Origin of the sequence: Planosporangium flavigriseum (assembly GCF_011947225.1) — a bacterium.
In the GTDB taxonomy this organism is placed as follows: domain Bacteria; phylum Actinomycetota; class Actinomycetes; order Mycobacteriales; family Micromonosporaceae; genus Planosporangium; species Planosporangium flavigriseum.
On the sequence record NZ_JAATVW010000002.1, the window covers coordinates 323,382 to 348,440 of the forward strand.

Consider the following 25,059-nt stretch of genomic DNA (forward strand, 5'->3'; position numbering starts at 1 on the left):
GGAGTCGACATAGCCGTTCGAGTCGTCAGTCTCCGGCTCCGTGCAGCTCCCCGAGGGTCTCGGCTCCAGTAGACCGGTCAGTTTGCGCCGTCCCCATTCGAACGCTCGGCCGGCGTCGCGGCATTGCTGCCGGCGCCCGCACGGGCCTCTTCAGCTTCGTCCGTGTTCGCCGCCGGCTTGCGCAGCGCGTCCAGCTCGGTGGTCGGCACGGCCGGGAACTCCCGGCGGCGCTTGCCGTTGCCGCTGTACGGCGCCATCGGCGGCCGCTTGACCACGCGGGCACAGATCCGGGCCATGTCGGCCTGGGAGAGGGTCTCCTTCTCCATCAGCTCCTCGACGATGTTGTCGAGGACGTCCCGGTACTCGACCAGGATCTCCCACGCCTCGTCGTGCGCGAGCTCGATCAGCCCACGGACCTCGGCGTCGATGTCGGCGGCGACCTTCTCCGAGTAGTTGCGCTCGTGGCCCATCGTGCGGCCGAGGAATGGCTCGCCGTCGGTCTGGCCGTACTTCACGGCGCCGAGCCGGGAGCTCATGCCGTACTCGGTGACCATCGCGTGGGCGACGCTGGTCGCCTTCTCGATGTCGTTGCCGGCACCCGTGGTGGGCTCGTGGAACACCAGCTCCTCCGCGGCCCGGCCGCCCAGCGCGTACGCCAGGGTGTCGATCAGCTCGGAGCGGGTCTGGGTGTACTTGTCCTCGGTGGGCAGCACGAGCGTGTGGCCCAGCGAGCGACCGCGGGACAGGATCGTCACCTTGTGCACCGGCGCGGCGTGCGGCAGCGCGTGGGCGACCAGCGCGTGACCGCCCTCGTGGTAGGCGGTGACCCGCTTCTCGTGCTCGCTCATCACCCGGGTACGCCGCTCCGGACCGGCGATCACGCGGTCGATCGCCTCCTCCAGGAAGTCGTTGGTGATCGCACGCTTGTCGACGCGGGCGGTGAGCAGGGCGGACTCGTTGATCACGTTGGCCAGGTCGGCACCGGTGAAGCCGGGGGTACGCCGGGCCACCGAGTCGAGGTCGACGTCGGGGGTGAACGGCTTGCCCTTGGCGTGGACCCGCAGGATCGCCTTGCGGCCCTCCATGTCCGGACGGTCGACGGCGATCTGCCGGTCGAAGCGGCCCGGGCGCAGCAGCGCCGGGTCGAGGATGTCCGGGCGGTTGGTGGCGGCGATCAGGATGACCCCGCCCTTGGTGTCGAAGCCGTCCATCTCGACCAGCAGCTGGTTGAGGGTCTGCTCGCGCTCGTCGTGACCACCGCCGAGGCCGGCGCCGCGGTGGCGGCCGACCGCGTCGATCTCGTCGACGAAGACGATGGCCGGCGCGTTCGCCTTGGCCTGCTCGAACAGGTCACGGACGCGGGAGGCGCCGACACCGACGAACATCTCGACGAAGTCCGAACCGGAGATGGAGTAGAACGGCACCCCGGCCTCGCCGGCGACGGCCCGGGCAAGCAGCGTCTTACCGGTTCCGGGTGGGCCGTAGAGCAGAACGCCCTTCGGAATCTTCGCGCCCAGCGCCTGGTACTTCGCCGGAGCCTGCAGGAAGTCCTTGATCTCGTGCAGCTCCTCGACCGCCTCGTCCGAGCCCGCCACGTCGGCGAACGTCGTCTTGGGCGTGTCCTTGGAGATCAGCTTCGCCTTGGACTTGCCGAAGTTGAGCACCCGGGAGCCGCCACCCTGCATCTGCGACATGAAGAGCAGCAGGAGGATGACGAGGACGGCGATCGGCAGCAGGTTCACCAGAAGGCCGACGACGACGCTGTCCCTGGTGACCTTGGTGTCCCAGTTGGCGAGCTTCTCCTGAGACTTCAGGGTGTTCAGCTCGGTGTAGATGTCGCGCATGGCAAGCGCAGGAACCTGCGCCTGAATCTTGGTGGTGCCGTCGACCTTCTGCTTCAGGTCGAGGCTGAGCGTCTGCTCCTTGTCCTCGACCATCGCCTTCTTCACGTTGCCCGACTGGAGCTGCGCGAGAGCCTGCGAAGTGTCGACCTTCTTGTAACTCGCCCCACCGGTGAACAGCGTGCTCGCCGCGATGGCACCGAGGATCACAATGATGAACCAGACCACTGGCCGGCGGAAGAAACGGGTCCGTTCCATATCGTTGTCGGGCGCGGAGTGGCGCCCGGCACCTCCTGATCCCAGAAGACAGTGCTCACGCCGGGTCGGTATCGACGCGAGGCCGGGTGCGCCAGGTCGGCGGCACTCCGGTTATTCGACGGTACACCGTGTTTGCAAGAGACGCGGACGAGCACCGCCTCTACCTAGGAGGTGGTGGCAGCTTCCTGACCGGGAAAAGCGATTTGAAACCACGGACGGAAGCTGATTTAAGAGGCAAATCGGAAAAGCCGATTCAGCCCTGGGCGTACACACCCTTCCGCAGCACCCCGACGTACGGAACCTCGCGGTACCGCTCGCTGTAGTCCAGGCCGTACCCCACGACGAACTCGTTCGGGATGTCGAAGCCGACGTACTTGACGGGTACGTTCACCTTCACCGCGTCGGGCTTGCGCAGAAGCGCCACGACCTCGACCGAGGCCGCCCGGCGGCTCTGCAGGTACTTCATCAGCCACGACAGGGTGAGGCCGGAGTCGACGATGTCCTCCACCACGATCACGTGGCGGCCCGCGATGTCGCTGTCGAGGTCCTTGAGGATGCGGACCACGCCGGACGACGTCGTTCCCTGGCCGTACGACGACACGGCCATGAACTCCATCTCGACCGGTGGGCCGTACCGGCCTAGCGCCCGAGCGAAGTCAGCCATGAACATCACGGCGCCCTTGAGTACACCCACCAGCAGCACGGACTCCGCCGTCCCGTAGTCGGTGCCCACCTGCTTGGCCAACTCGTCGATCTTTTCGCGGATCTGATCTTCGCTGACGATCACCCGGTCGATGTCGGCGGCGTGCCAGTTGCCCTCGGCCATGGCGACCAGCCTGCCGCATACCGCCCACGCCGCAAAACTCGGGGGTACCGCCAAGGATCATCGGTCACATCGGCAGCCGTCCCCGGTCACTGCGGGGCTGGCGCCAGCCATCGACGGTCGCCGTCCAGTCCGCGCCGTCCCGGCTGTCGGCGGGCAGACCCACGACGCCCGCGGCGGCGAGCAGGAGGAGAAACAGGAAGAGTACGAGCAGAGCCATGGCGGCCAACACCTCCGGTTCGTAGGTCCTGGCCGGTGCGCACCGGGCTTGGTACGAGCATCTCCCGTCGAGCCGGCTGCACACAGTGGCAGGAATGCCATGGCTAATCAATTTTCTGCCACATTTCGCGGTACGCTCGACACATGCTGAAGCGGGTCGCGGTGATCGTGCTCGACGGTGTCGCGCCGTTCGAACTGGGCGTGGTGTGCGAGGTCTTCGGCACCGACCGGACCGCCGACGGCTTCCCCGGCTACCAGTTCGACACGTGCTCCCCGGACGGCGTCCCGGTGCGCACCAAGTCCGGGTGGCTGCTCACCCCGACCGCCGACCTCGCCCCGGTCGAGCAGGCCGATCTGGTCGCCGTGCCCGCCTTCCCGGTCGGCTCCGATGTTCCGCCGGCGGTCCTCGCCGCGCTGCGCCGCGCCGCCGAGCGGGGGGCGTACGTCTTCTCGGTCTGCTCCGGGGCGTTCCTGCTCGCCGAGGCCGGGCTGCTGGACGGGCGGCGGGCCACCACCCACTGGATGTACGCCGACGAGTTGGCCCGGAAATACCCGAAGGTGTCGGTCGACCCGAACGTGCTCTACGTGGCCGAGGACAACATCGCCACCAGCGCCGGCACCGCGGCCGGCATCGACCTCTGCCTGCACCTGGTACGCCAGGAGCACGGCTCCGCGGTCGCCACGGCGCTGGCCCGGCGCATGGTCGTGCCGCCGCACCGCGACGGTGGGCAGGCGCAGTACGTGGAGGCGCCGCTGCCGCGTACCGCCGACGCCCCGACCCTGGAGCCGCTGCTGTCCTGGCTGATCACCACGCTCCACGCCGACCACACGGTCGAGTCAATGGCCGCCCGGGCCCACATGTCCCCGCGTACGTTCGCCCGGCGGTTCCGGGCCGAGACCGGCACCACCCCGCACGACTGGTTGACCACCCAGCGGGTCCTGCTCGCCCGCCGGCTACTGGAGGACACCGACCTCGGCGTGGACGCGATCGCCGTCCGGGCCGGCTTCGGTACGGCCGCGATGCTGCGCCACCACTTCACGAAGCGCCTGGGCGCGACACCGCAGTCGTACCGGACGACCTTCCGCAGCCGAGCCGCCTAGTACCCCACGGCGCAGCCGTCCGCGCGGGGCTCGCTGCCGGCCACATAGCCGCCCGCCTCCGGCAGCCGCCAGATCGCCTGGCCGAACCCGAATCCGAGGTCGCCGGGATCGGACACGGTCACCTCGTGCCCGCGCCGGCGCAGCCCCTCGACCGCGGCCAGGCCCTCGTCGTCGGCCACCAGGCCCGGCTCGACGCGTACCTCGGCGCCCGTGTGCCAGTACCAGCGGGGCCGGTCGAGGGCCGCCTGTGGGTCCAGGCCGTCGTCGACCGTCGACAGCACCAGCTGTACGTGCCCCTGCGGCTGCATGTGGCCGCCCATCACGCCGAACGGGCCCACCGCCTCGCCGCCGCGGGTGAGGAACCCCGGAATGATCGTGTGGAACGGCCGCTTGCCGGGCGCCGCGACGTTCGGATGCCCGTCCCAAAGGACGAAGCCGGCGCCCCGGTTCTGCAGGTTGAAGCCGGTGCCCGGCACGACGACGTGCGAGCCGAACCCCATGTAGTTGGACTGGATCAAGCTGACCATCATGCCGTCGGCGTCGGCGGTGCAGAGGTAGACGGTGCCACCGCGCAGCGGGTCACCGGGCCCGGGTAACGATGCGCGATCAGAGATCAGAGCACGCCGCCGCGCCGAATATCCTTCATCGAGCAGCGCCGAAACCGGGGCCGCCACGAAATCGGGGTCTGCCACGAAGGCGTGCGCGTCGGCGAAGCCGAGCTTCATCGCCTCGATCTGCCAGTGCAGCCGCTCCTCCAGCGAGGCGGCCGCCAGGTCGCACCCTTCGAGCACGTTGAGCGCGAGCAGCGCGGCGATGCCCTGCCCGTTGGGCGGGATCTCCCACACGTCGTATCCGCGGTAGCCGCATCCGATCGGCTCCAGCCAGGTGGAGGCGTGATTGGCCAGATCCTCGGCGGTGACCAGGCCACCGGTCTCCGCCGCGAAGTCGGCGATCGCCGCCGCGATCTCACCCCGGTAGAACGCCTCCGCGCGACTGTCGGCGATCAACCGCAGCGTCCGGGCGGCGTCCGGGTTGCGCCACCGCTCCCCCACCCGCGGTGCCCGCCCACCCGGCGCGAAGACCCGCGACCATTCGTCAAATTCGGGGCCGCTCAGCCCAGCGTGCAGCAGCCGGACGGCCCGATCCCAGCCGGCGGCCACCGTCGGGGAGACCGGATACCCCTGTTCGGCGTACGCCACGGCGTCGGTGAACAGGTCGGTGAACGGTAACGCGCCAAACCGTTCGTGCAGGTCACGCCAGCCGGCCGGCGCCCCGGGCACGGTCACCGGCAACCAGCCCCGCTCCGGGACCACCTCCGTGGCCTGGGCCTGCGCGCCACCCAGCGCTCCGGACGCGACCGTGCCGGCCCCGCGTTCACGGATCAACTCCGGGGTGAACGCGGCTGGTGAACGGCCGGACGCGTTGAGCCCGTGCAGTTCCCGCCCGTCCCACACCAGGGCGAACAGGTCACCGCCGATGTCGTTGGCGCCGGGCTGCACCACGGTCAGCGCGACCGCCGTCGCGATCGCCGCGTCGACGGCGTTCCCACCCCGGCGCAGGACGGCGAGGCCGGCGGCGGCGGCGAGCGGCTGGCTGGTCGCGACCGCGCCCCGAGGCGCGTAGACGGGCCTACGACCGTGGTGCGACAGCGGCATGCCAGAACCTTAGCCTTGCGAAGCTGTCAGCCGGCCGCCTTCGCGCACCACAAGTAGGGCACCGGGTAGGGCCACCGGCCCCTGCCCGTGCCACCGGGTGACGAGCGCGTCGAGCGCGTCGACGTGCCGGGCGGACAGCGCCGACCCGCTCACGCCCAGCTTGCGGGCCCAGGAGTGCAGCACCCGGGTACGCAGCGCGGCCGGCAGCTCTGCCAGGGCGCTCACCCGTAAGCCGCCGTCGCCGTCGGCGGCGTCAACGGCTGCGGCGGCCGCGAGCCCGTCGAGCAGTTCGGTGTCTGCGGCGGCGAGCGCGGCGGCCCGCGCGAGGTTGCCCACCAGCCCCGGGCCGAGCGCCTCGGTCAGCGACGGGAGCAGCGCCCGTACGCGGGACCGGGCGTACGACGGGTCGGTGTTGTGCGGGTCATGCCACGGTTCGAGCCCGAGCGCCTCGCACGCCGCCGCCGTCTCCGCCCGCGCGACGTCGAGCAGGGGCCGCAGCAGCAGCACACCGTCGACCTCACGGCTGGCGGGCATCGCGGCCAGCCCGCGCGGACCGGCACCCCGCGCCAACGCCAGCAGTACGGTCTCGGCCTGGTCGTCGCGGGTGTGGCCGAGCAGCACCGCGCCGGCGCCCACCTGCCGCGCGGTGTCGATCAGCGCCTCATACCGCGCCTCCCGCGCCGCGGCTTCAGGACCGCCCACTCTCCCGTCTACCTCGACCCGCGTCGAAACCACGGGACTCAGGCCGAAAGCTTCTCCCCACTTGGCCACGGCCTCGGCGCGGTCGGCGGAGCCCAGCTGCAGTTGGTGGTCGACCGTGACCAGGCCACAGCGAAGCCCCTGCCGGGGTGCTACGAACGCGGCGGCGGCCGCCAGAGCCAGCGAGTCGGCCCCGCCCGAGCAGGCCACCAGGACCAACGACTGCGCGGGAAGGCCGGCGAGGGCCCGGCGTACCGCGACCCGCACCGCGGCCACGGACGGCGCGAGCGTAGCCATCTGGGTCAGGCGGCGGATCCGCTGCCGCAGACGCGGGCGATCCAGGCGTCCGGGTCGCTCAGCTCGGCCAGCCTCGGCAGGGTCAGCGGAGACTGCCAGACCCGGTTGAACTCGGTCATCCCGACCCGCTCGACCACCGTGTGGACGAACTTGCGGCCCTCCGCGTACTGGCGCAGCTTCACCTCGATGCCGAGCAGCCGGCGTACCACCCGTTCAAGCGGGTTGGCCGCCTCCCGCCGCTGGTTGAACTTGCTGCGGATCGCGTCGACCGAGGGCACGACCTGCGGGCCCACCCCGTCCATCACGAACTCGGCGTGCCCCTCCAGCAACGTCATCAGCGCCGTCAGGCGGTCGAGAATGCGACGCTGGGCGGGCGTCTGCACCAGATCGAGGACGGATGCCCGGCTGTCCGGATTGCGCACCGACTCGGCCAGCGCCCCCACCGCGTTGCGTAGGCGCTCCAGCAGCTGCTCGCGGTCGAGCTGCGCGGCGTCGACGAACGCCTGCACCTCCCCGAGGAAGTGCCCGCGCAGCCACGGCACCGCGGTGAACTGGGTGCGGTGGGTGACCTCGTGCAGGCAGACCCACAGCCGGAAGTCACGGGGGTCGGCGCCCAGCTTGCGCTCCACGTCGACGATGTTGGGCGCGACGAGCAGGAGCTGCCCCGGGTCGGCCGAGAAGACCTCGTACTGCCCGAGAACCCGGCCGGACAGGTACGCGAGGACGGTGCCGGCCTGCACACCGGTGACCCGGCCACCGATGGCGGACGCGAGCGGGGTCGGTGGGCGGCCGCCGGCCAGGCGCTCCGCGAGCGGCGTGACGACCTGCCGCAGGCCCTCGATGTTGGTCGCCGCCCAGTCGCGCCGGTCGACGACCCGTACGCCCGGATCTGGCCCCACCGGGCGCAGCTGGGTGTACTCGAGCACGTGGCCGGCGGCCTCGTCGGTGAGCCGCCGAAGATCGGCGACGACCTCGCGGGCCTCGTCGTACGACACCTGTGGACCGGTCCGGCCCAGCCTCGCGGCGGTCGCCGCGGCCAGGTCCCAGTCGACGAACTGCTGAGCCATGTCCCCACCGTACCCGCGCCGCGCTCGCCGCGATCTCAACCGGCGATGATCAGTGGCAGCCGCACGACGCCAACCCGGCCGCCACCCGGTCCAGGGCCTGCTGCCCCGATGAGGGGACGCCGTCGGGCGGCGGCGCCGCGGATGCGATGAAGGCAAACACCAGCGGCCGGCCGTCCGCGTCGACAGCGATGCCGGCGATGGCGTTCACACTGCTCAGGCTGCCGGTCTTCGCCCGGACGACGCCGGCTGCGGCGTTGCCGTTCGTCGGCTTGCGGTACCGGTCACGCAGCGTGCCCGACCATCCGCCCACCGGCAGTCCGGAGAAGATCACGCGCAGGTCCGGGTGCTCCGGCTTGACCGCGAGCAGCAGCGCGTCGGTCAGCAGGGCCGGGGTCACCCGGTTCAGCCGGGACAGCCCGCTGGCGTCGCTCAGGGTCAGACCGTCCACCGGCAGTCCCAGCTCGCCGAGGACGGTACGCATCGCTGCGGCGGCGCCGGCGAACGTACCCGGCTGATTGCGGGCGAGCGCGACCTGTCGGGCGAGGCATTCGGCGACGACGTTGTCGCTTTCGGTGAGCATCATCTCGACCAGCCGGTCCACGGGCGGGGATTCGACCAGCCCGAGCTGGGCGGCCCCGGCCGGCGCGGTGCCGGGTACGACCGCTGAAGGCGCCACCCCGAGCGCGGCGGCGAACGCCTTGCCGGCGTCGAGGTCCGGGGTGGGCGTGCGTGGGCTGGTCCCGTGCGGGCCGGCCGGCGTCGTACGGCCACCATTGATCATCAGGGCCGTGATCGGGGACGCGTTCCCACTGGAGACGATGTCGCTGTCCCAGCCGGGGCCGGTGGCCGCGGGACCGAACAGCGAGCTGTCGACGACCACCCGGGCCGGGGCAGTGCCGCCCAGCGCCTGCTTGACCTGGGCGGCCAGCTGGTCGAGCCGGGCGGAGTCGGCGTACGTGCGCTGCTCGCCGGCACCGAGCGTGGGGTCGCCGCCACCGACGAGCACCACTTCGCCCGGGTTCGCGCCCGCCACCGCCCGGGTGGGCAGCCGGTACGCCGGGCCCCGCGCCTTGAGCACGGCCTCCGCGGTCAGCAGCTTCAGCGTCGACGCCGGGATGATCGACGCGCCCGAGTTCTGGTCGAACAGCCGCTGTCCGGTCAGGGCGTCGACAACGGAGACGTTGGTCTGGGCACCGAGCGCGGGGTCGCGCAGCAGCGGGCCCAGCGCAGCTGCGACGCCGCTCGCGGTAGGGGCCACGGCGGCGCTGCCGGCCGCGGCGAGGACGGGCTGAGCCGGCTGGACCGGAGTACCTGAGCGCCAGGAACGATCAGGCGCACCGAGTAGGCGACCGACGGCGTCGGGCGCGAGCTTGACGGCGCCGAGCGCAGCCAGCTCGGCGCAGAGCAGGCATACCACGGTAACGATCAAGCCCCGCAGCAGTTGTGGCCTTCGCCTCGCCATCACACCCTCGCTCCAGTCCCCGGACGACCGTAAGGAGACTAGTCAACAACTAATGCGTGGATACGGTCGTCGCGGGAACTGTCCTGCGAGCGCTACGGCGCGGACTAGAGGGAGCCGATGATGGAATTCGACGTAACGGTCGAAATCCCCAAGGGGCAGCGCAACAAGTACGAGGTGGACCACGAAACTGGGCGTATTCGCCTAGATCGTACGCTTTTCACCGCGACACAGTACCCGGCGGACTACGGATTCATCGAGGGCACCCTCGGCGACGACGGCGATCCACTGGACGCGCTGGTACTCCTGCAGGAGCCCACGTTTCCCGGCTGCCTGATCCGCTGCCGCGCCATCGGCATGTTCCGCATGACGGACGAAAAGGGCGGCGACGACAAGGTGCTCTGCGTGCCGGCCGACGACCCGCGCCAGGAGCACCTGCGTGACATCCACCACCTGCCGGAGTTCGACCGGATGGAGATCCAGCACTTCTTCGAGGTCTACAAGGAACTCGAACCCGGCAAGAGCGTCGAGGGCGCGACCTGGGTCGGCCGCCACGACGCCGAAGCGGAGATCGAGAAGTCGCGGGACCGCTACCGCGAGGGGATCGAGGCCGGCACCTACCACGACCCGGGCGTGCAGACGCTCACCCAACCGGCACCGGCGCACGACTGACGATCACAGACGCTTGCCGCACGATCGGCACTGCTCGCGTCCACCGCGAGCCGTGCCGATCGTCGTTTCATGAGGTCAGGGTGCGCACCAGGCTGTACAGCTCGAGGACCGCGCAGGCGATCGGGAGCACCGACACCACGCACAGCGCATCGAGCACGTCCGCGGCCCGGCCCAGGTAGGGCGACGGAGAACGCTGGGCGTACCGGGCCCCGGCCAGCGCGACCAGTACCGCCAGGACCGCGACACCGAACGCGCCGCCGAGTGCCATCCCTGCGCCGCCGGTGATGAACAAACGAGCGGCCAGTAGGGCGAACCCGGCGATCCCGGCCGCGAGCAGCGGCAGCCGCTGGCGGATGGTCACGAACAGCCGCGCCCGGAGCAGCAGGGCCCCGGAGGCGACCGCGACCAGCAGCCCGGTGGCCAGACCACCGGTGCGGGACAGCAGCAGCGACGCCGCGACGCCCGCAACGGTCAACCCCAGCAGCATGCCGGTGAGGATTTCGTCGGTACGGGCAACAGCCGCGAAGACCCGTTGCCGCTCGGGCTGCGGCTCCAGGCCCTGGCCGCTGGCGGACACGTCCGCCGGCAGCGTGGTGGCCGGCATGGGCAGTTTGCCGAGCCGGATCGCGATCAGCGGCACCACGCTGATGCCCGCGACCAGCAGAGCGAGTAGCGCTGCGGCGGCGCCGGCCGCCGAGGTGAAGTGGCCGATCGCCGCGGCTACCGCACCCAGCACACCCGCAGTCGCGCCGGCGACGAACAGGCGCAGCGCGTACCCGACACCGACCACGCCGATCAGCGCGACAAGCAGCAAGATCGTGGCGCCGACGAGGAGGTTCCACTCGTCCGGGGCTCCCCTGCCCTGCCGCAGCACCAGCAGACCGCCCACGAACGCGAACGGAAGCGCACCGGCCGCCAGCGTCGCACCGACCGGCCCGTCACCGTAGGCCCGGGACGCCACCGCCCCGACGACGAGCAGCAGTACGCAGACGCCCAGGGCGACCAGCCCGGGCACCGTCCACGGCGGCCCGGAGCGCAGCACCGCCGCCAACCCGATCGCCAACGCGATCCCAGCCGCCACCAGACCCGTCGCCCGGCTGGCCCGGTCGCTCCAGCCCACCCCGTACCGGCGGGCCCCGGCGGCGATCGCCTCCACGACGTCGTCGTACTCCAGCTCCGGCCACTCGACGCGGGCCGGCACCAGGTGCAGCACGGCTCCGTCGCGTACGCCCTGGGCCGACAGCGGCGAAGCGGTGGACAGCGCCGTGCCGTCGCCGCGGCGCAGCAGCCACCCGCCGTGGCGCTCGCCGTCGTCGGCGAGGCCCTCCCCGGCGTGGGCGAGCAGCTCCGGCAGCAGCTCGGCGAGGGGCACGCCGTCCGGCAGCGCGACATCGACGCGTCGCTGTGGCGAGCTGATCGTCACCCGGGCTAGACCGGTCGATGGGGCTGGCACCCGGTACTCCTACCACGAACGACCGGCCAGACGAAACCCGCATCGACCGCCTAGCATGCGTGGCGTGAGCGAGCGAAGCGAGCGAACCGGAGGCTCAGTCCGCGGACGAAAGTCGTCACCGAGCGTAGCGAGGTGACGGCATGAGCACGGTTGTCGTCAAGCGTCTGCCGCGTCGCGCCGCCCCCGAGATCCCCACGGGCGAGCTCGCCGTCGACGCGCCGCCGGAGATTCCACCGGCGACGAACGCGCGCCTGCAACAGCTCCTCATGGCGGTTCCGATGCTCGCGGGAACGGTCGCCACCGCACTGCTGTTCGCGGGCCAGAAGGGCGGCCCGTTCTCGTACATCGTGGGCGGAATCTTCGGTATCTCGACCCTCGGGATGCTCGCGACGTCGTGGTCGAACTCCGGCCCGAAGAAGTCCGAGATGATGGCCGCTCGCCGCGAGTACCTGCGGCACCTGGCGATGCTGCGCAAGCGGGTCCGCCAAACGGCCGAACAGCAGCGCAACGGTCTGTTCTACCGACACCCGGACCCCGACCAGCTGTGGTCGACCGTCGACAGCCACCGGCTCTGGGAGCGGCGCTCAGGCGACGGCGACTTCGGCATCGTGCGGGTGGCCCTCGGCCCGCAGACCCTCGCAACGCCGCTGGTCCCGCCGGTGACGCGCCCGCTGGAAGACCTCGAGCCGATGACCGCGGGGGCGCTGCGGCGCTTCCTCGACGCCTACTCCGTCGTGCCGGACCTCCCGGTGGCGGTGTCGGTCCGCGGCTTCTGGCGGGTGTACGTGCGCGGCGCCTCAGCCGACCGGGGCGGCGGCGGCCGGGTCACCGCGGCGTCGGCGGAGGCGGCCCGTGGACTGGTCCGCGCGATGGTCGCCCAGCTGGCCGTGTTCCACGCCCCGGACGACCTGCTGGTCGCCGTGTGCACCGCACCGGAGCGGCGCGCCGAGTGGGAGTGGGTGAAGTGGCTGCCGCACAACCTGCACCCGTCGGCCAGCGACGCGGTCGGTCCGGTACGCCTGGTCGCGACCACCGCCGCCGAACTTGAACACCGCCTCGACGACCTCATCGCCAACCGTCCCCGGTTCGCACCGGGCGGCGGCACCCGTCCGCACCTGGTCGTCATCCTCGACGGCGGTGAGCTGGCCGGCAGTGCCCACCTCGCCACCGACGGCGGCGTGGACGGGGTGACGCTGCTCGACCTGGACTCCCCACCGCCGCGACTGCTGGACCGGACGATGGTCGTCCTCGACCCGTCCGGCCCCGAGCGGCGGCTGCTGACCGTCGCCGCCGACGACGAGGGCGTGGTCGGCACGGCCGACACGCTGTCCCGCGCGGACGCCGAGGCGCTGGCCCGCCGGCTGTCGCCGCTGCGGCTCGCGGCCGCCGCCCGTTCGAGCGACGCGCCGATGAGCCGGGACCTCGGGCTGGAGGAGCTACTCGGCCTCGCCGACCCGTATACGTTCGACATCGCACACGGGTGGGCGCCGCGACCGCACCGCGACCGGCTGCGGGTGCCCCTCGGCATCGGCCACGACGGGCAGCCGGTCGAGCTGGACCTCAAGGAGTCCGCACAGGACGGCATGGGCCCGCACGGCCTGCTCATCGGCGCGACCGGCTCGGGCAAGTCGGAGGTGCTGCGCACGCTGGTCCTGGCCCTCGCCGCGTCGCACTCCTCGGAAACGCTGAACTTCGTCCTGGTCGATTTCAAGGGCGGCGCCACGTTCACCTCGCTGGACAGGCTGCCGCACGTGGCCGCCGTGATCACCAACCTGGCCGACGAGCTGCCACTGGTCGACCGCATGGTCGATGCGATCAACGGCGAGCTGGTACGCCGGCAGGAACTGCTGCGCCGCGCCGGCAACTTCGCGTCGGTGCGCGACTACGAGAAGGCGCGCGCCGGCGGCGCGCCGCTCGCACCGCTACCCAGCCTGCTCATCGTCTGCGACGAGTTCTCCGAGCTGCTCACCGCGAAACCCGACTTCATCGACCTCTTCGTGCAGATCGGCCGGGTCGGCCGGAGCCTGGGCGTCCACCTGCTGCTCGCCAGCCAGCGCCTGGAGGAGGGGCGGCTGCGCGGCCTGGAGACGCATCTGTCGTACCGGATCGGCCTGCGGACCTTCTCGGCCCTGGAGTCACGTACGGTGCTCGGCGTCCCCGACGCCTTCGAACTTCCCCGCGCGCCCGGGCACGGCTACCTCAAGTTCGGCACCGAGCCGCTGGTGCGTTTCAAGGCGGCGTACGTGTCCGGCCCGTACCGGCGCCCCGGTGAGCTGACGACGGCCGACGGCCGCCGCGTCGCGGGACGGGTGCAGCCCTTCAGTACGCACTACGCGCCGGCACCCGAGCAGGCGCAGGCCCCCGCCGAGCCGGCGGCCGCGGGTGAGAGCCTGCTCGACATCCTCGCGGGGCGGCTGGCCGGCAAGGGCGTCCCGGCCCACCAGGTGTGGCTGCCGCCGCTGACCACCCCGCCGACCATCGACGAGCTGGTCGGGCCGGTGGCGCTGGACGCGGCCCGGGGCCTGTCGGTGAGCAATCCGCAACTGCACGGCGCCCTGCAGGTGCCGGTCGCGCTGGTGGACAAGCCGTTCGAGCAGCGCCGCGACCTGCTGTGGCTGCAGTTGGACGGCGCGGCCGGCCATGTCGCCGTCGTCGGCGGCCCGCAGAGCGGCAAGTCGACGGCTCTCCGCACTCTGGTCACGGGCCTGGCGCTGACCCACACCCCGGCCGAAGCGCAGGCGTACTGCCTGGACTTCGGCGGCGGACAACTGTCAACCCTGCGCGACCTGCCGCACGTCGGCGGTGTCTCGGGGCGGCTGGACACCGCGGCGGTCCGGCGCACCGTCGGCGAGGTGGCGACGCTCCTGGCCGATCGGGAGCGGCGCTTCGCGGCCATCGGCGTGGACAGCATGGCGACCTACCGGCGCCGGCGGGCCGCCCGCCCCGAGGGTGGCGCCGCGGATGATCCGTTCGGCGACGTCTTCCTCATCGTGGACGGCTGGGGCACGCTGCGCAGCGAGTACGACGACCTGGAGGCCGTGGTCACCGACATCGCCACCCGTGGCCTGTCGTACGGGATCCACGTCGTCGCCACCGCGTCGCGCTGGATGGACTTCCGGCCCGCGATCCGGGACCTGTTCGGCTCGCGGTTGGAGCTGCGCCTGGGTGATCCCAGCGATTCGTCGGTGTCGCGCAAGGCTGCGGCGAACGTCCCCGAGCGCAACCCGGGCCGTGGGATCACCGCCGAGCAACTGCACTTCCTCACCGCCCTGCCGAAGTTGACCGGCGGGGAGCCGGCCGACCTGGTCAAGCAGGTGGCGGCGGGTTGGACCGGGGCGCCGGCGCCGCGGGTGCGGATGCTGCCGGCCGTTGTGCCGTTCGCGGCGATCGCGAACGTCCGCGACGACCGGGAGCCGTTGTCGCTGCCGATCGGCATCGCCGAGGCCGACCTGCGGCCGGTGCTGGTGGACTTCGACTCTGAACCGCACTTCCTGCTGTTCGGCGACGCGGAGTCAGGAAAGTCGACGTTCCTGCGCTCGCTGGCGACCACGATCGTCAACCGGTTCACGCCGGAGCAGGCCCGCTTGATCATCGTCGACTACCGCCGGAGCCTGCTCGGGGCGGTGCAGAGTGAGCACCTGATCGGGTACGGCACGGCAGCCGCACACACGCAGGAGCTGACCCAGTCGGTCGCCGTGTACATGGACAGCCGCCTGCCCCCGGCGGACGTGACGCCGGAGCAGATGCGTACCCGCTCCTGGTGGACCGGGCCGGAGTGTTTCGTGCTGGTCGACGACTACGACCTCGTCACCACCGGTCCGAGCAACCCGCTGCTGCCGCTGCTGGATTACCTGGCACAGGCGCGGGACGTCGGCCTGCACCTGGTCATGACGCGGCGCAGCGGCGGCGCGAACCGGGCGATGTTCGAGCCGGTCATCCAGCGATTGCGGGAGCTGTCCTCCCCCGGCCTGATCCTGTCGGGCGACCGGGACGAGGGGCCGCTCCTGGGCAACGTGCGACCGTCGACACAGCCGCCGGGGCGCGGCTGGCTGGTCACCCGCAAGGAGGGTGCCCGCCTCATCCAGGTGGCACATGCGCCGTCGAACTAAGGAATTCTTAACGTCTATCCGATCCCCAGGACCGGCGGAGAGCGGCCAGAATATAGCCACCGTGATCAGATACGTATCGGCCCGTGGAGCCATCTCGCGCGCGGCTTCAGTGGCGCTCGCCTGTGTCGTGGCTGCTGTCGTCGTGGCCGCCGGCGTGGCGACACCGGCGTACGCCGATGCGATCCGGGACGAGCAGTACCAACTGCGTGCGCTCGACGTCGCCACGGCCTGGCAGTCCGCCAACGGTGCCGGGGTGACGGTCGCGGTGCTCGACTCCGGAGTTGACGCGACCCACCCGGACCTCGCCGGCCAGGTGCTGCCGGGCGCCGACTTCGTCGATGGCTCAACCGACGGTCGGCGGGACCTCGTCGGCCATGGGACCACCGTCGCGGCGCTGATCGCCGGGCGTAACGACAAGAGTTCGGGCGTCGCCGGTATCGCGCCCGCGGCGAAGATCCTGCCCGTCCGCGTCCTCGACAAACAGAACAAGTACGACGACGCCACGGTGGTGGCGGCCGGGCTGCGCTGGGCGGTCGACCACGGCGCGACGGTCGTCAACATGTCACTGGGCGGGGGTACGCGCAGCGAGGCCCTCGCCGAGGCGCTCACCTACGCGGCACAGCGCGACGTGGTGGTCATCGCCTGTACGGGAAACGTGACGGCCGGCGCGAACTACACCGAGGTCTGGTACCCGGCGCGCGAGCCCGGCGTGGTGGCTGTCGCCGGTCTCGTCGGCACGCCGGCGTCCGGCGCTCCGGCGACCGGCGGCACCGCGGCCGGGGGCGGCTCCGGTGGCGGTGCGGACGCGCTGTGGACCGGGTCGCTGACCGGACCGCCGACCGTACTCACGGCACCGGCGGTCAACCTGATCGGTGCGCGCCCCGGTGGGTACTGGCGGGTGCAGGGCACGAGCTTCGCGGCGCCGCTGGTCGCCGGGGTCGCCGCCCTGGTGCGCTCCCGCTGGCCCAGCCTTGACACGGCCAACGTGATCAACCGGTTGATCCGCACCGCCCGTGACCTCGGGCCGCCAGGGCGGGACGACCGGTACGGCTACGGCGAGATCAATCCGGTCGGGGCGCTGACCGCGTCGGTGCCGGTCATTCGCCGCAATCCGCTTGTCGCGCTCAAAGAACCGCCCGCCGTCCAGCGGTTCAGCGAGCGCGTCCCACCGGCACGCGCCAGCGACACCGGCGGGGTCTGGGTGACACCGCTCCGCGTGATGTTCAGCGCCGCCGTCGGCCTCGCGACCTTCACCCTGATGCTGGTCGCGGGTCTCGTGGCCGCACGCCGTTTCATCCGCCCCCGGGCCTAGTCCCCCGGCACGCCTACTCGGCGCAGTTGCCGGTGCTGGTGGCCTGGGTGCGGGTCTGGCCCGCTGCTGCGACGGGCGAGGCCTCCTCCGCGGTGACCGCGAAGCCGGTCTGCGGGTCGTCAGCGGCGGCGGCGAAGATGACGCCGAGTACCGAGCCGTCGGTGCCGACCAGGGGGCCTCCCGAGTTGCCGCTGCGTACGAGGCCGTAGATCGTGTAGACCTCGCGGGTGACCTTGCCTGTGTTGTAGATGTCGGGGCCGCTGATCTCGCGGCGGTCGCGCACCCGGGCGCCCTGCGCGTCGTACGGCCCGTCGAGGGGGAAGCCGAGCACGATCGCGTCCGAACCGGTCTCCGCTGGGCGGCTGAACTTCATCACCGGCCCGCGCAGTCCGGGCACGTACAGCACGGCGAGGTCGCGCTGGGGATCGTAGGCCACCACCTGGGCCGACCGGCGTGCCCCGTTGACCTCGACGGTGTTGCTGCGGGTACCGGCTACCACGTGCGCGTTGGTCATGACGCGTTCCGGCGCGTAGATGAACCCGGATCCCTCGATGCGGCGCGAGCAGCTGGGTGCGGTGCCGAGCACCTTGACGACCGAGCTGCGGGCGCTCAGGACGAGCGGGGAGTTGGCCAGAGTGGGGTCGGGCGCGGGCACCGGGCGCACCCGGGTGGGCGTGAGGCCGCCGAACACGTCCGGGAAGCCACGGGTGTCGACGGTCTGGCGCAGCGCGTCCGACAGTGCTCTGGCCTGGGCCGGCATCACCCGGTCGACCGTGCCGAGAATGGCCGAGTTCTTCACCGCCCGCGCCAGCGATGGCAGGGACGACGAGCCGAGCGGCAATGCGACCAGCCACACCACGAGCAGTACGGCGACCACGGAGACCAGCGCACCGCCCAGGTCGTCGAGGCGGCGCGCGGATGGGTTGCTGATCGCTTCCCGCAGCTTCGCCCCGACGAAGCCGGCGACCGCCTGTCCGATGGCGGCCACCCCGAAAACGGCCGCTAACGATACGAGCACCCGGATCGGGTCGTCGGCGAAGCGCCGCGCGATCATCGGGCCCAGCTGCAGCCCGATCAGGGCACCGCCGAAGAATCCGATGAAGGACAGCAGTCCGATGAGGAAGCCCTGACGGTAACCGTTCAGGGCGAACACGAGCATCAGACCGACGAGGATCAGATCAACTACGGTGCCGGACACGAGTTCAGCGTACGGGGGCATTTCCAGAATCGGGTAAACCCTCGACTCGGTCGATCGGCCATGGGACCGACCAACCGGCCATTTCGAGCAAGGTAGACAAGACGCCTGCGGTAAAACCCCAGACCAACATCTCGCGTACGCGGAACGCCGGACCGATCCAGCCACTCGGGCTGCGAACCCGTAACCGGTTGTCCGGATCGACCAGTTCGGACACCGGTACCCGCTCCACCCGCGCCACCTCGGCGAGATCGACCGGGCGGACCGGATGCGGGGTGTGCCACCACGCCAGCACCGGGGTCACGAGAAAGTCACTCACCGGGATCCAGAGGGTCGGCAGGTGGGTGACGACCTCGACGCTCGTCGGGTCGAGGCCGACCTCCTCGGCCGCCTCCCGCAGGGCTGTCGCGGCCACGTCGGCGTCCCCGGGGTCGCACGCGCCACCCGGGAACGCGGGCTGGCCGGCGTGGTTTCGCAAGGTATGGGCCCGCTGCAGCATCAGCACGTCGGGCCCGGAGTCCGGGCTCTCCTCGCCGAGCAGGATGAGGACGGCGCTCTCCCGGCCGGCGGCCTCGGGCGTCGGCAGGCGGGTGAAGTCGGCCGCCTCGGCCAACTCCAACCGGGTCAGCAGCGGCTCCCACCACTCGGGCAGGCGCTTTCGGCGCTCGTCCCACCCGGCCCCCTCGCGCGCCGCGTCTTTACCGGACTCGGCCGCGCCGAACTCGTTCACACCGCCACCCCGAGGTGCTGTCGCACGAGATCGGCCAGCGCCGCCTCGTCCAACGGCCGTGCGCTGTGCCGGTAGGCCACCCGGCCGCCGGCATCGACAAGCAGGGTGGTCGGCATCGCCACCGGTGGACCGATCTGCGCCTGGAGCTTGGCCTGCCCGTCGTAGAGCATCGGGAACCGGAGTTTCAGGTCGTCGATCAGCGACTGGGCGCCGCCGCGGTTCGGGTCACTCGTGATCACACCTACCACCTGTACCCGACCGGCGGCCCGATCGGCGAACCGCTGCAGCTCCGGCAGTTCGGTCCGGCAGGGACCGCACCACGACGCCCAGAGATTGATCACCGCCGGGGTACCGAGCTTCGACAGCCGGACCGGCTGGCCGCCGGTGAAGCATGGCAGCGTGAGATTGAGAGACGGCCCGGTCGCGGAGCCGCTCGGGGCTCCGGCAGTCGAACTCGCCGGCGGCATGCAGGGCGGCCCGGACGGCGCCGGCGCCGCAGCGGTTCGATCGCCGACCGAACCGCGGTCAGCCGGCGACGCGCACCCGGTGAGGAAGACGACCGCCACCAGGAGCGCGGCCAGCCCTCCGCGCAGCCGGCTCATCGCCCCTTCGCCTCCCGGTAGCGCCGGGCCTGCTCGGTCAGCTCCGCGACGCGCGGCCCCTTGAGCAGCTTGGCGGCGGTCTCGAACTCGGTCGGCCCAATGCCGTACGACGGGCAGTCACCGGCCAGGACACACGCCCCGCAGGCAGGTTTGCGCGCGTGGCACACGCGCCTGCCATGGAAGATCACCCGGTGCGACAGCATCGTCCAGTCGCGCCGCTCGATCAGCGCGCCGACGGCGTGCTCGATCTTCACCGGGTCGGTCTCGGTGGTCCAGCGCCAGCGCTGAACCAGGCGGGAGAAGTGGGTGTCGACGGTGATGCCGGGGACGTCGTACGCATTTCCAAGAATGACGTTGGCCGTCTTGCGCCCGATGCCGGGCAGCGTGACGAGTTCGTCGAGCGTACGGGGAACCTCGCCGTCGAACCGCTCGACGAGCAGCTGGCCAAGCCTGATCAACGAGTCGGCCTTGTTCCGGAAGAAGCCGGTCGGCCTGATCAGCTCTTCCAGCTCGGCCCGGTCCGCCCCCGCGTAGTCCGCCGCCGTCGGGTAGCGCGCGAACAGCTTCGGTGTGACCTCGTTGACCCGCTGGTCGGTGCACTGCGCGGAGAGGATCGTGGCCACGGCAAGCTCGAGGGGGTTGCGATGGTCGAGCTCGCAGTGCGCGTCGGGGTGCGTCTCGGCGAGCAGTCGCGCCATCCGCCGGGCCCGCCTCTTGCGCCCCAGTTCCGTTTCCTCAGCCGCCACGGCTCGCAGCCTACGTCGCCCGTACGACGAACGGTGACGAGGTGTCAAGTCCGAGACGTGATCGCCCCGTTGTCGCCGATCCTTACCCCGGACGCCGGAAGGTCGGTGTCGCTGAGACCGCGGATCAACGACAGCGCCTGCTTGGCCGGGTCCATCGCCGGCAGGCCGGGCGCGACCATGCGCGTCGGTACGAGCGAGCCGTCGACGTACGAGCCGTCCTTGCGCAAGGTCACCTTGAGCACGCCGCCGACGCCGGGCACCCCGTTGTAGTTGAGCGCCCGGTATCCGGCGAAATTGCCCAGCGAGTACGCGATGAGCCGGCCCCGGTAGAACTCCATCGCCCGCATGACGTGCGGGCCGTGCCCGATGACCAGGTCGGCGCCGGCGTCCACCACGGCGTGGGCGAACTTCAGCGGGTCGCCCCGGTTCTCGCCCAGGAACATCTCGGTGCCCGGCCGGACGTGCGTCTTGTCCGCCCCCTCGGCACCCGCGTGCATGTGCACCACGGCCAGGTCGGCGCGGGCTTTGGCGCGCTTGACGAGCGCCGCGGCGGCGCTGACGTCGACGAGGCTGGCCGACCACGGGTACGACGAGAAGCCGACCACAGCGATCTTGATGCCCTTGGTCTCCACCACCGTGATCTGGCCCGGCGCGCCGGTGTGTGCGAGACCGGCCGCCTCCAGGGCCGAGCGGGTCTGCCGGTTGCCCTCGGCGCCGAAGTCGTACGCGTGGTTGTTGGCGAGGTTGAGCACCCTGAAGCCGGCATCGCGCAGCACTTCGGCATAGGCGGGCGGCGAGCGGAACGCGAAGCAGGTGGGCTTCGGCGGCGCTGACGGCGGCGTCGACGGCACCGCGCCGGGTGAGGGCGCCGCCGACGGCGGGCACTTGGTCACGCCCGTGTCGTTGGTCAGCGGCTGCTCCAGGTTGCCCATCTGCACATCGGCCCGCAACGCGCCCTTGACGTCGGCGAAGAAGTCCCCGGCGCCGCGCGGGGGCAGGTTGGCCGGGGCCGCGCCCATGATGATGTCCCCGGTGGCCGACAGGCTCACCGTCGCGTCGCCGGTGCCCACCACCGGCGCGACTGCCGGCGACGAGGCGGCGTCCGAGCCGGGAGCGGCTGGGGTGACGACGGGCGCCGACCACCGGGACGCGCCGGCCCCGGACTCGGATCCGCGCAGCGCCAGCGCGGTCCCGCTGGTGGCCAGCCCGACGACGATCAGCCCGACCAGGCCCACCGCCAGCAGGTTGGTACGCACGGCGGAGGACGGCCGGCGGGGCGGTTCGGCGGTCACGATGCTGGCGAGGCGGCTGGGGCGCTCGGCGGCCGGGCGCCCGACCGGCGCCCGGCCGGCAGCCGACGCCCTGTTGACGTCCGCCGATCTACCGACGGCCGGCGGCACCGGCGGGGTGGAACGCCGGTACGACCCACTCGCCGGATCGGCCGGCCCCGCGCCCCGCATCGCCATACAACATCCAACGCCTTCGAAGGGTGCGGCGGCAGCCGCTCGCGTGAAGATACCTCAGGAAACAGCGTTGACGGACGATTGAAACACCGTTCCCGCAGGCAACGTTGCCGCTGCGTGGAGCACGGCGACGGTCGGCGTTTGTCATACGACCGGATATGCTGCGCAAGCCGGGCGTTTAAGCAGCGCCGGGTGGATGGCATACCTACTGGTAGGTATGCCTAGACTGGCTCGCAGCAGGCGTTGCCCGTACACCCCCACCGGCAACGCACTTTGAGCGACAGAGGTGACGCATGGACGAGGTACTTGCCCGAAGCGGGATCTTCCAGGGCGTGGACCCGGAGGCGGCGGATGTCCTCGTCAAAGAGATGGACACCGTCGAGGTCCGCAAGGGCGAGGTGGTCTTCAGCGAGGGCGAGCCGGGCGACAGCCTGTACATCGTGCTCTCCGGAAAGATCAAGGTCGGTCGGCGCGCGGCCGACGGGCGACAGAACCTCATTGCCGTAATGGGGCCGAGCGACATGGTCGGCGAACTGTCCCTGTTCGACCCCGGGCCACGGACGGCCACGGCGACCGCCGTCGTCGACACCCGCCTGGCCCGGCTGCGCAAGCAGGCCCTGCGCCCGTGGCTGACCAACCGGCCCGAGATCGCGGAGCAGCTGCTCCGGGTTCTCGCCCGCAGACTGCGCCGGACGAACGACGCACTCGCCGACCTGATCTTCACCGACGTGCCGGGCCGGGTGGCGAAGAACCTGCTGCAGATGGCCGGCCGGTTCGGCACCCGGGACGGCGGGGTCCTGCGGGTGACGCACGACCTGACCCAGGAGGAGTTGGCCCAGCTGGTCGGCGCCTCCCGGGAGACCGTCAACAAGGCCCTCGCGGACTTCGCGTCCCGCGGGTGGCTGCGGCTCGACGGCAAGAGCGTGATCATTCTCGACCCCGAGCGACTGGCCCGCCGCGCCCGCGTGTGACGCACGCCTGAGCCGGACCACGATTTAACCGACAAGCCGGGCTGCTGGAGACGACCTCCAGCAGCCCGGCTTGTCGTTGCGGCCGCGCTCAGACCGAGGCGGCGGCCCGCGTAGCGATGGCCTGGCCGTGCGCCCGGGCGGCCTCGTGCGCCTCGCGCAGCGACTGCTCGGCCAGCCCGCGCAGCTCCTCCATGGCCGGAACCACCGGAGCAAGGGTCAGCTCGGCCGCGACGACCTCGAGGTCCAGGCCGAAGACGTCGGCGAAGATGCGCTTCAGGTACGGGGTCGCGTGGTCCCAGCCTTCGCGGGGAGTGCCGGGGCCGTACCCACCTCCGCGCACGACGACGAGCACCGCGGGCCGCCCGGTGAGCGGCTGCTCACCCCCGGGACCCAGGCGCGGGTCGGCGATGAGCAGGTCCAGCCACGTCTTGACGTGCTGCGGAACGCCGTAGTTGTACAGCGGCACTGCGAACAGGTAGGAGTCGGCCTCGAGTAGCTCGTCGGCGAGGGAGGCGGCCAACGCGCGCGCGTCGTCCCGCTCGGCGGGGGTCGAGGCGCCACCGACGAGGCTCATCCAGGCGCGCGCGGGCAGCGGCTGCGCGCCGAGGTCCCGGCGAATCACGCTGGCATCCGGACGTTCGGCCTGCCACGCGGCCTGCACGGTGTCGGCGACTTGGCGGGAGAACGAACCGTCGGTACGGACGCTGGCATCGAGACGGAACAGGGTCACGAGGACTCCTTCGATGAGGGGATCGATGCTGGACAGATCATCTGTCGACCAGAACATCTGTCTAACAGCCATTCATTCCCGCATCCGATCTAGCATGGACGCATGGTGCCCAAGGTCACGCCCGCTGCAGGGGACGACGAAGCCGACTTATGCGGCGTACTCGACGCTGACCTGGGGTGGGCGCTGGGAGTTCTCTTCCGCTCGTACCTGAAGATCACGAATGCGATGCTGGCCGATCTGCCGGGCGGGCCACGGGGCTACCAGGTCCTCGCCTCGGCCGCCGGCGATCGGGCGGGCACCCAGCTCGCCCTCGCGCAGCAACTCGGGGTCGACCGCACCGTCATGACGTACCTGCTGGACGATCTCGAACGGGCGGGCCTGGTCGAGCGCCGGCCGGACCCGGCCGACCGGCGCGCCCGCCGGGTCGTGACGACCGACCGGGGTACGGAGCTCCTGGCCCGGCTGACGCAGCGGCTCCGGCAAGCCGAGGAGCATCTGCTCGGTCCCCTGGAAGCGACGGACCGGACAGCGTTCCGGGAGCTCCTGCAGCGCGTGGCCACCCAGATCGACTGCCTGGACCCGGCGCCGGACGCCTGCGCCGTGGTCGAGGAGGTACGCGACGCGCCCATCCCGGCCCGCCGTCGCGTACGCACCTGACCTTCGCGTCGCGATCCAGAAGTCCTACTAGTACGGGATCACGCGGGTGACGTCATCGTCGCCGGAGGCAACGGTCGACTCGTTGGACCGCGAGGTGGGTGTGTCGAACACCGGGCGGCGGACCGGCCTGGCCGGCCGGGCCCCGTCGAGCTCGAAGTCGAGCACGAACAGCGCGTCCCGCAGCTCCACCGCCGTCGGACGGCGGTGTTCGTCGTGCGCCAGTCCCGCGCGCAGCAGCGCCATCAACTCCGGCGGTACGCCCGGCACATCGGGGATCGGCTCACCGAACATGTCCACTGTGGGCACGAGGCCCGGGTTGACGTCGTCGCGCCAGCGGGGCGGCCGGCCGCGCATCAACGCGTACAGGGTGGCGCTCAGCGCGTACACGTCGGCGGCGGGCGAGGGCGGCGCGTACCGGAACATCTCCGGCGGCGCGTAGGCCGGCGTCAACGCGTCCAGCGTGATCGAGTGGTCGCGCACCTCGACCAGGACCGCCAGGCCGAAGTCGGCCAGTTGGGGCTCCCCGAACCGGGAGATCAGCAGGTTGGCCGGCTTGACGTCGCGGTGCAGCACGCCGAGGGCGTGCGCGTCGGCGAGCGCATCGGCGATTTTGACCCCGACGTCCCGGGCTTCGACCGGCGACAGCGGGTTGGTCTTCATGCGGTCGGCGTACGAGGCCTCGCACAATTCCATGATCAGATACGGGTGGCCGTCCGCCGTCACCCCCGCGTCGAACAGGTCGATGACGTTCGGGTGGCCGGACATCCGACCGGCGGCGCGCGCCTCCCGTAGAAAACGGCGCTGGTCCAGCTCACTCTCCAGGCGCCGGTTCTCCACCTTGACCGCGACGTCCCGCCCGATGGACTCCTGCACCGCCCGGTACACGGTGGCGTAGCCGCCCCGGGCCAGCACGGATAACCCGGTCAAGCCGGGCACCGTCGGCACGGTCACGCGGGCGTCGGTCACCATAGAAAAATACGCCAGTCGGCTAGCGACATAT

Annotated in this window: 20 protein-coding genes and 1 pseudogene; 6 read left to right on the top strand and 15 right to left on the bottom strand. The window is 71.5% G+C overall.

Annotated elements, in window-relative coordinates:
• Nucleotides 1–77: 77 nt before the first annotated feature.
• The 3 genes from ftsH to HC028_RS04390 all read right to left on the bottom strand — a co-directional run bounded on the left by ftsH (nt 78) and on the right by HC028_RS04390 (nt 3,142).
• Nucleotides 78–2,099 carry an ATP-dependent zinc metalloprotease FtsH gene (gene ftsH / locus HC028_RS04380; RefSeq protein WP_168073020.1) on the bottom strand — a complete coding sequence of 674 codons (2,022 nt, stop codon included), beginning with the start codon at nt 2,097–2,099 and terminating at the stop codon, nt 78–80.
• A 253-nt stretch (nt 2,100–2,352) separates the two neighbouring features.
• A complete protein-coding gene (hpt, locus tag HC028_RS04385; protein ID WP_168073033.1) occupies nt 2,353–2,925 on the bottom strand; it encodes a hypoxanthine phosphoribosyltransferase in 573 nt (190 codons plus the stop codon).
• Nucleotides 2,926–2,989: 64 nt separating this feature from the next.
• Complete coding sequence (locus HC028_RS04390; RefSeq protein ID WP_168073043.1) at nt 2,990–3,142, bottom strand: hypothetical protein; 153 nt, start codon at nt 3,140–3,142, stop codon at nt 2,990–2,992.
• A 143-nt stretch (nt 3,143–3,285) separates the two neighbouring features.
• Between HC028_RS04390 and HC028_RS04395 the strand changes: the two genes are divergently transcribed.
• A complete protein-coding gene (locus HC028_RS04395; RefSeq protein ID WP_168073045.1) occupies nt 3,286–4,242 on the top strand; it encodes a GlxA family transcriptional regulator in 957 nt (318 codons plus the stop codon).
• Here HC028_RS04395 and HC028_RS04400 read toward each other — a convergent pair.
• The 4 genes from HC028_RS04400 to dacB are packed head-to-tail and all read right to left on the bottom strand — an operon-like array spanning nt 4,239 to nt 9,422.
• Nucleotides 4,239–5,897 carry a gamma-glutamyltransferase family protein gene (locus tag HC028_RS04400; protein ID WP_168073047.1) on the bottom strand — a complete coding sequence of 553 codons (1,659 nt, stop codon included), beginning with the start codon at nt 5,895–5,897 and terminating at the stop codon, nt 4,239–4,241. The two genes, HC028_RS04395 and HC028_RS04400, sit on opposite strands and share 4 nt — an antisense overlap.
• Nucleotides 5,898–5,906: 9 nt before the next feature.
• Nucleotides 5,907–6,893: a tRNA lysidine(34) synthetase TilS gene (gene tilS / locus HC028_RS04405; RefSeq protein ID WP_168073060.1), complete on the bottom strand. Its 987-nt coding sequence runs from the start codon at nt 6,891–6,893 to the stop codon at nt 5,907–5,909.
• Between the two features lie 5 nt (nt 6,894–6,898).
• Entirely contained in the window at nt 6,899–7,960 is a 1,062-nt protein-coding gene (locus HC028_RS04410; RefSeq protein ID WP_168073062.1) for a zinc-dependent metalloprotease, read from the bottom strand.
• 49 nt (nt 7,961–8,009) lie between these two features.
• A complete protein-coding gene (dacB, locus tag HC028_RS04415; RefSeq protein ID WP_168073073.1) occupies nt 8,010–9,422 on the bottom strand; it encodes a D-alanyl-D-alanine carboxypeptidase/D-alanyl-D-alanine endopeptidase in 1,413 nt (470 codons plus the stop codon).
• A 120-nt stretch (nt 9,423–9,542) separates the two neighbouring features.
• Here dacB and HC028_RS04420 point away from each other — a divergent pair, with 120 nt between their 5' ends.
• Nucleotides 9,543–10,091 (top strand): inorganic diphosphatase, encoded by a 549-nt coding sequence (locus HC028_RS04420; protein ID WP_168073075.1) that lies wholly within the window; start codon nt 9,543–9,545, stop codon nt 10,089–10,091.
• A gap of 67 nt (nt 10,092–10,158) precedes the next feature.
• On the opposite strand, the gene eccD is transcribed toward HC028_RS04420, so the two are convergent.
• On the bottom strand, nt 10,159–11,544 hold the full coding sequence (eccD, locus tag HC028_RS04425; RefSeq protein ID WP_168073084.1) for a type VII secretion integral membrane protein EccD: 1,386 nt from the start codon (nt 11,542–11,544) through the stop codon (nt 10,159–10,161).
• Between the two features lie 140 nt (nt 11,545–11,684).
• Between eccD and eccCa the strand changes: the two genes are divergently transcribed.
• A complete protein-coding gene (gene eccCa / locus HC028_RS04430; protein WP_168073086.1) occupies nt 11,685–15,653 on the top strand; it encodes a type VII secretion protein EccCa in 3,969 nt (1,322 codons plus the stop codon).
• Between the two features lie 127 nt (nt 15,654–15,780).
• The gene (locus tag HC028_RS04435) at nt 15,781–16,965 is read left to right on the top strand and encodes a S8 family serine peptidase (protein ID WP_239075437.1); all 1,185 of its coding nucleotides are present in this window, start codon (nt 15,781–15,783) and stop codon (nt 16,963–16,965) included.
• Nucleotides 16,966–16,978: 13 nt separating this feature from the next.
• On the opposite strand, the gene HC028_RS04440 is transcribed toward HC028_RS04435, so the two are convergent.
• From HC028_RS04440 to HC028_RS04460, 5 genes are all read right to left on the bottom strand, one after another.
• A complete protein-coding gene (locus HC028_RS04440) occupies nt 16,979–18,163 on the bottom strand; it encodes a MarP family serine protease (RefSeq protein ID WP_275408243.1) in 1,185 nt (394 codons plus the stop codon).
• 4 nt (nt 18,164–18,167) lie between these two features.
• Nucleotides 18,168–18,812, bottom strand: a complete 645-nt coding sequence (locus tag HC028_RS04445) for an NUDIX hydrolase (protein ID WP_205861081.1) — start codon at nt 18,810–18,812, stop codon at nt 18,168–18,170.
• A gap of 74 nt (nt 18,813–18,886) precedes the next feature.
• On the bottom strand, nt 18,887–19,483 hold the full coding sequence (locus HC028_RS04450) for a TlpA family protein disulfide reductase (RefSeq protein WP_168073408.1): 597 nt from the start codon (nt 19,481–19,483) through the stop codon (nt 18,887–18,889).
• A gap of 5 nt (nt 19,484–19,488) precedes the next feature.
• The gene (nth, locus tag HC028_RS04455; RefSeq protein WP_203981306.1) at nt 19,489–20,238 is read right to left on the bottom strand and encodes an endonuclease III; all 750 of its coding nucleotides are present in this window, start codon (nt 20,236–20,238) and stop codon (nt 19,489–19,491) included.
• Nucleotides 20,239–20,282: 44 nt separating this feature from the next.
• The gene (locus HC028_RS04460) at nt 20,283–21,530 is read right to left on the bottom strand and encodes a CapA family protein (protein ID WP_420850167.1); all 1,248 of its coding nucleotides are present in this window, start codon (nt 21,528–21,530) and stop codon (nt 20,283–20,285) included.
• 464 nt (nt 21,531–21,994) lie between these two features.
• On the opposite strand from HC028_RS04460, the gene HC028_RS04465 reads away from it, so the two are divergent.
• On the top strand, nt 21,995–22,672 hold the full coding sequence (locus HC028_RS04465; RefSeq protein ID WP_168073105.1) for a Crp/Fnr family transcriptional regulator: 678 nt from the start codon (nt 21,995–21,997) through the stop codon (nt 22,670–22,672).
• Between the two features lie 88 nt (nt 22,673–22,760).
• On the opposite strand, the gene HC028_RS04470 is transcribed toward HC028_RS04465, so the two are convergent.
• The gene (locus tag HC028_RS04470; protein WP_203981305.1) at nt 22,761–23,402 is read right to left on the bottom strand and encodes an FMN-dependent NADH-azoreductase; all 642 of its coding nucleotides are present in this window, start codon (nt 23,400–23,402) and stop codon (nt 22,761–22,763) included.
• A gap of 102 nt (nt 23,403–23,504) precedes the next feature.
• Here HC028_RS04470 and HC028_RS04475 point away from each other — a divergent pair, with 102 nt between their 5' ends.
• Nucleotides 23,505–24,059, top strand: a complete 555-nt coding sequence (locus HC028_RS04475; protein WP_168073109.1) for a MarR family winged helix-turn-helix transcriptional regulator — start codon at nt 23,505–23,507, stop codon at nt 24,057–24,059.
• Between the two features lie 123 nt (nt 24,060–24,182).
• On the opposite strand, the pseudogene HC028_RS04480 reads toward HC028_RS04475, so the two are convergent.
• Nucleotides 24,183–25,028: pseudogene (locus tag HC028_RS04480) on the bottom strand (serine/threonine-protein kinase); the annotation flags it as partial.
• Between the last annotated feature and the right edge of the window lie 31 nt (nt 25,029–25,059).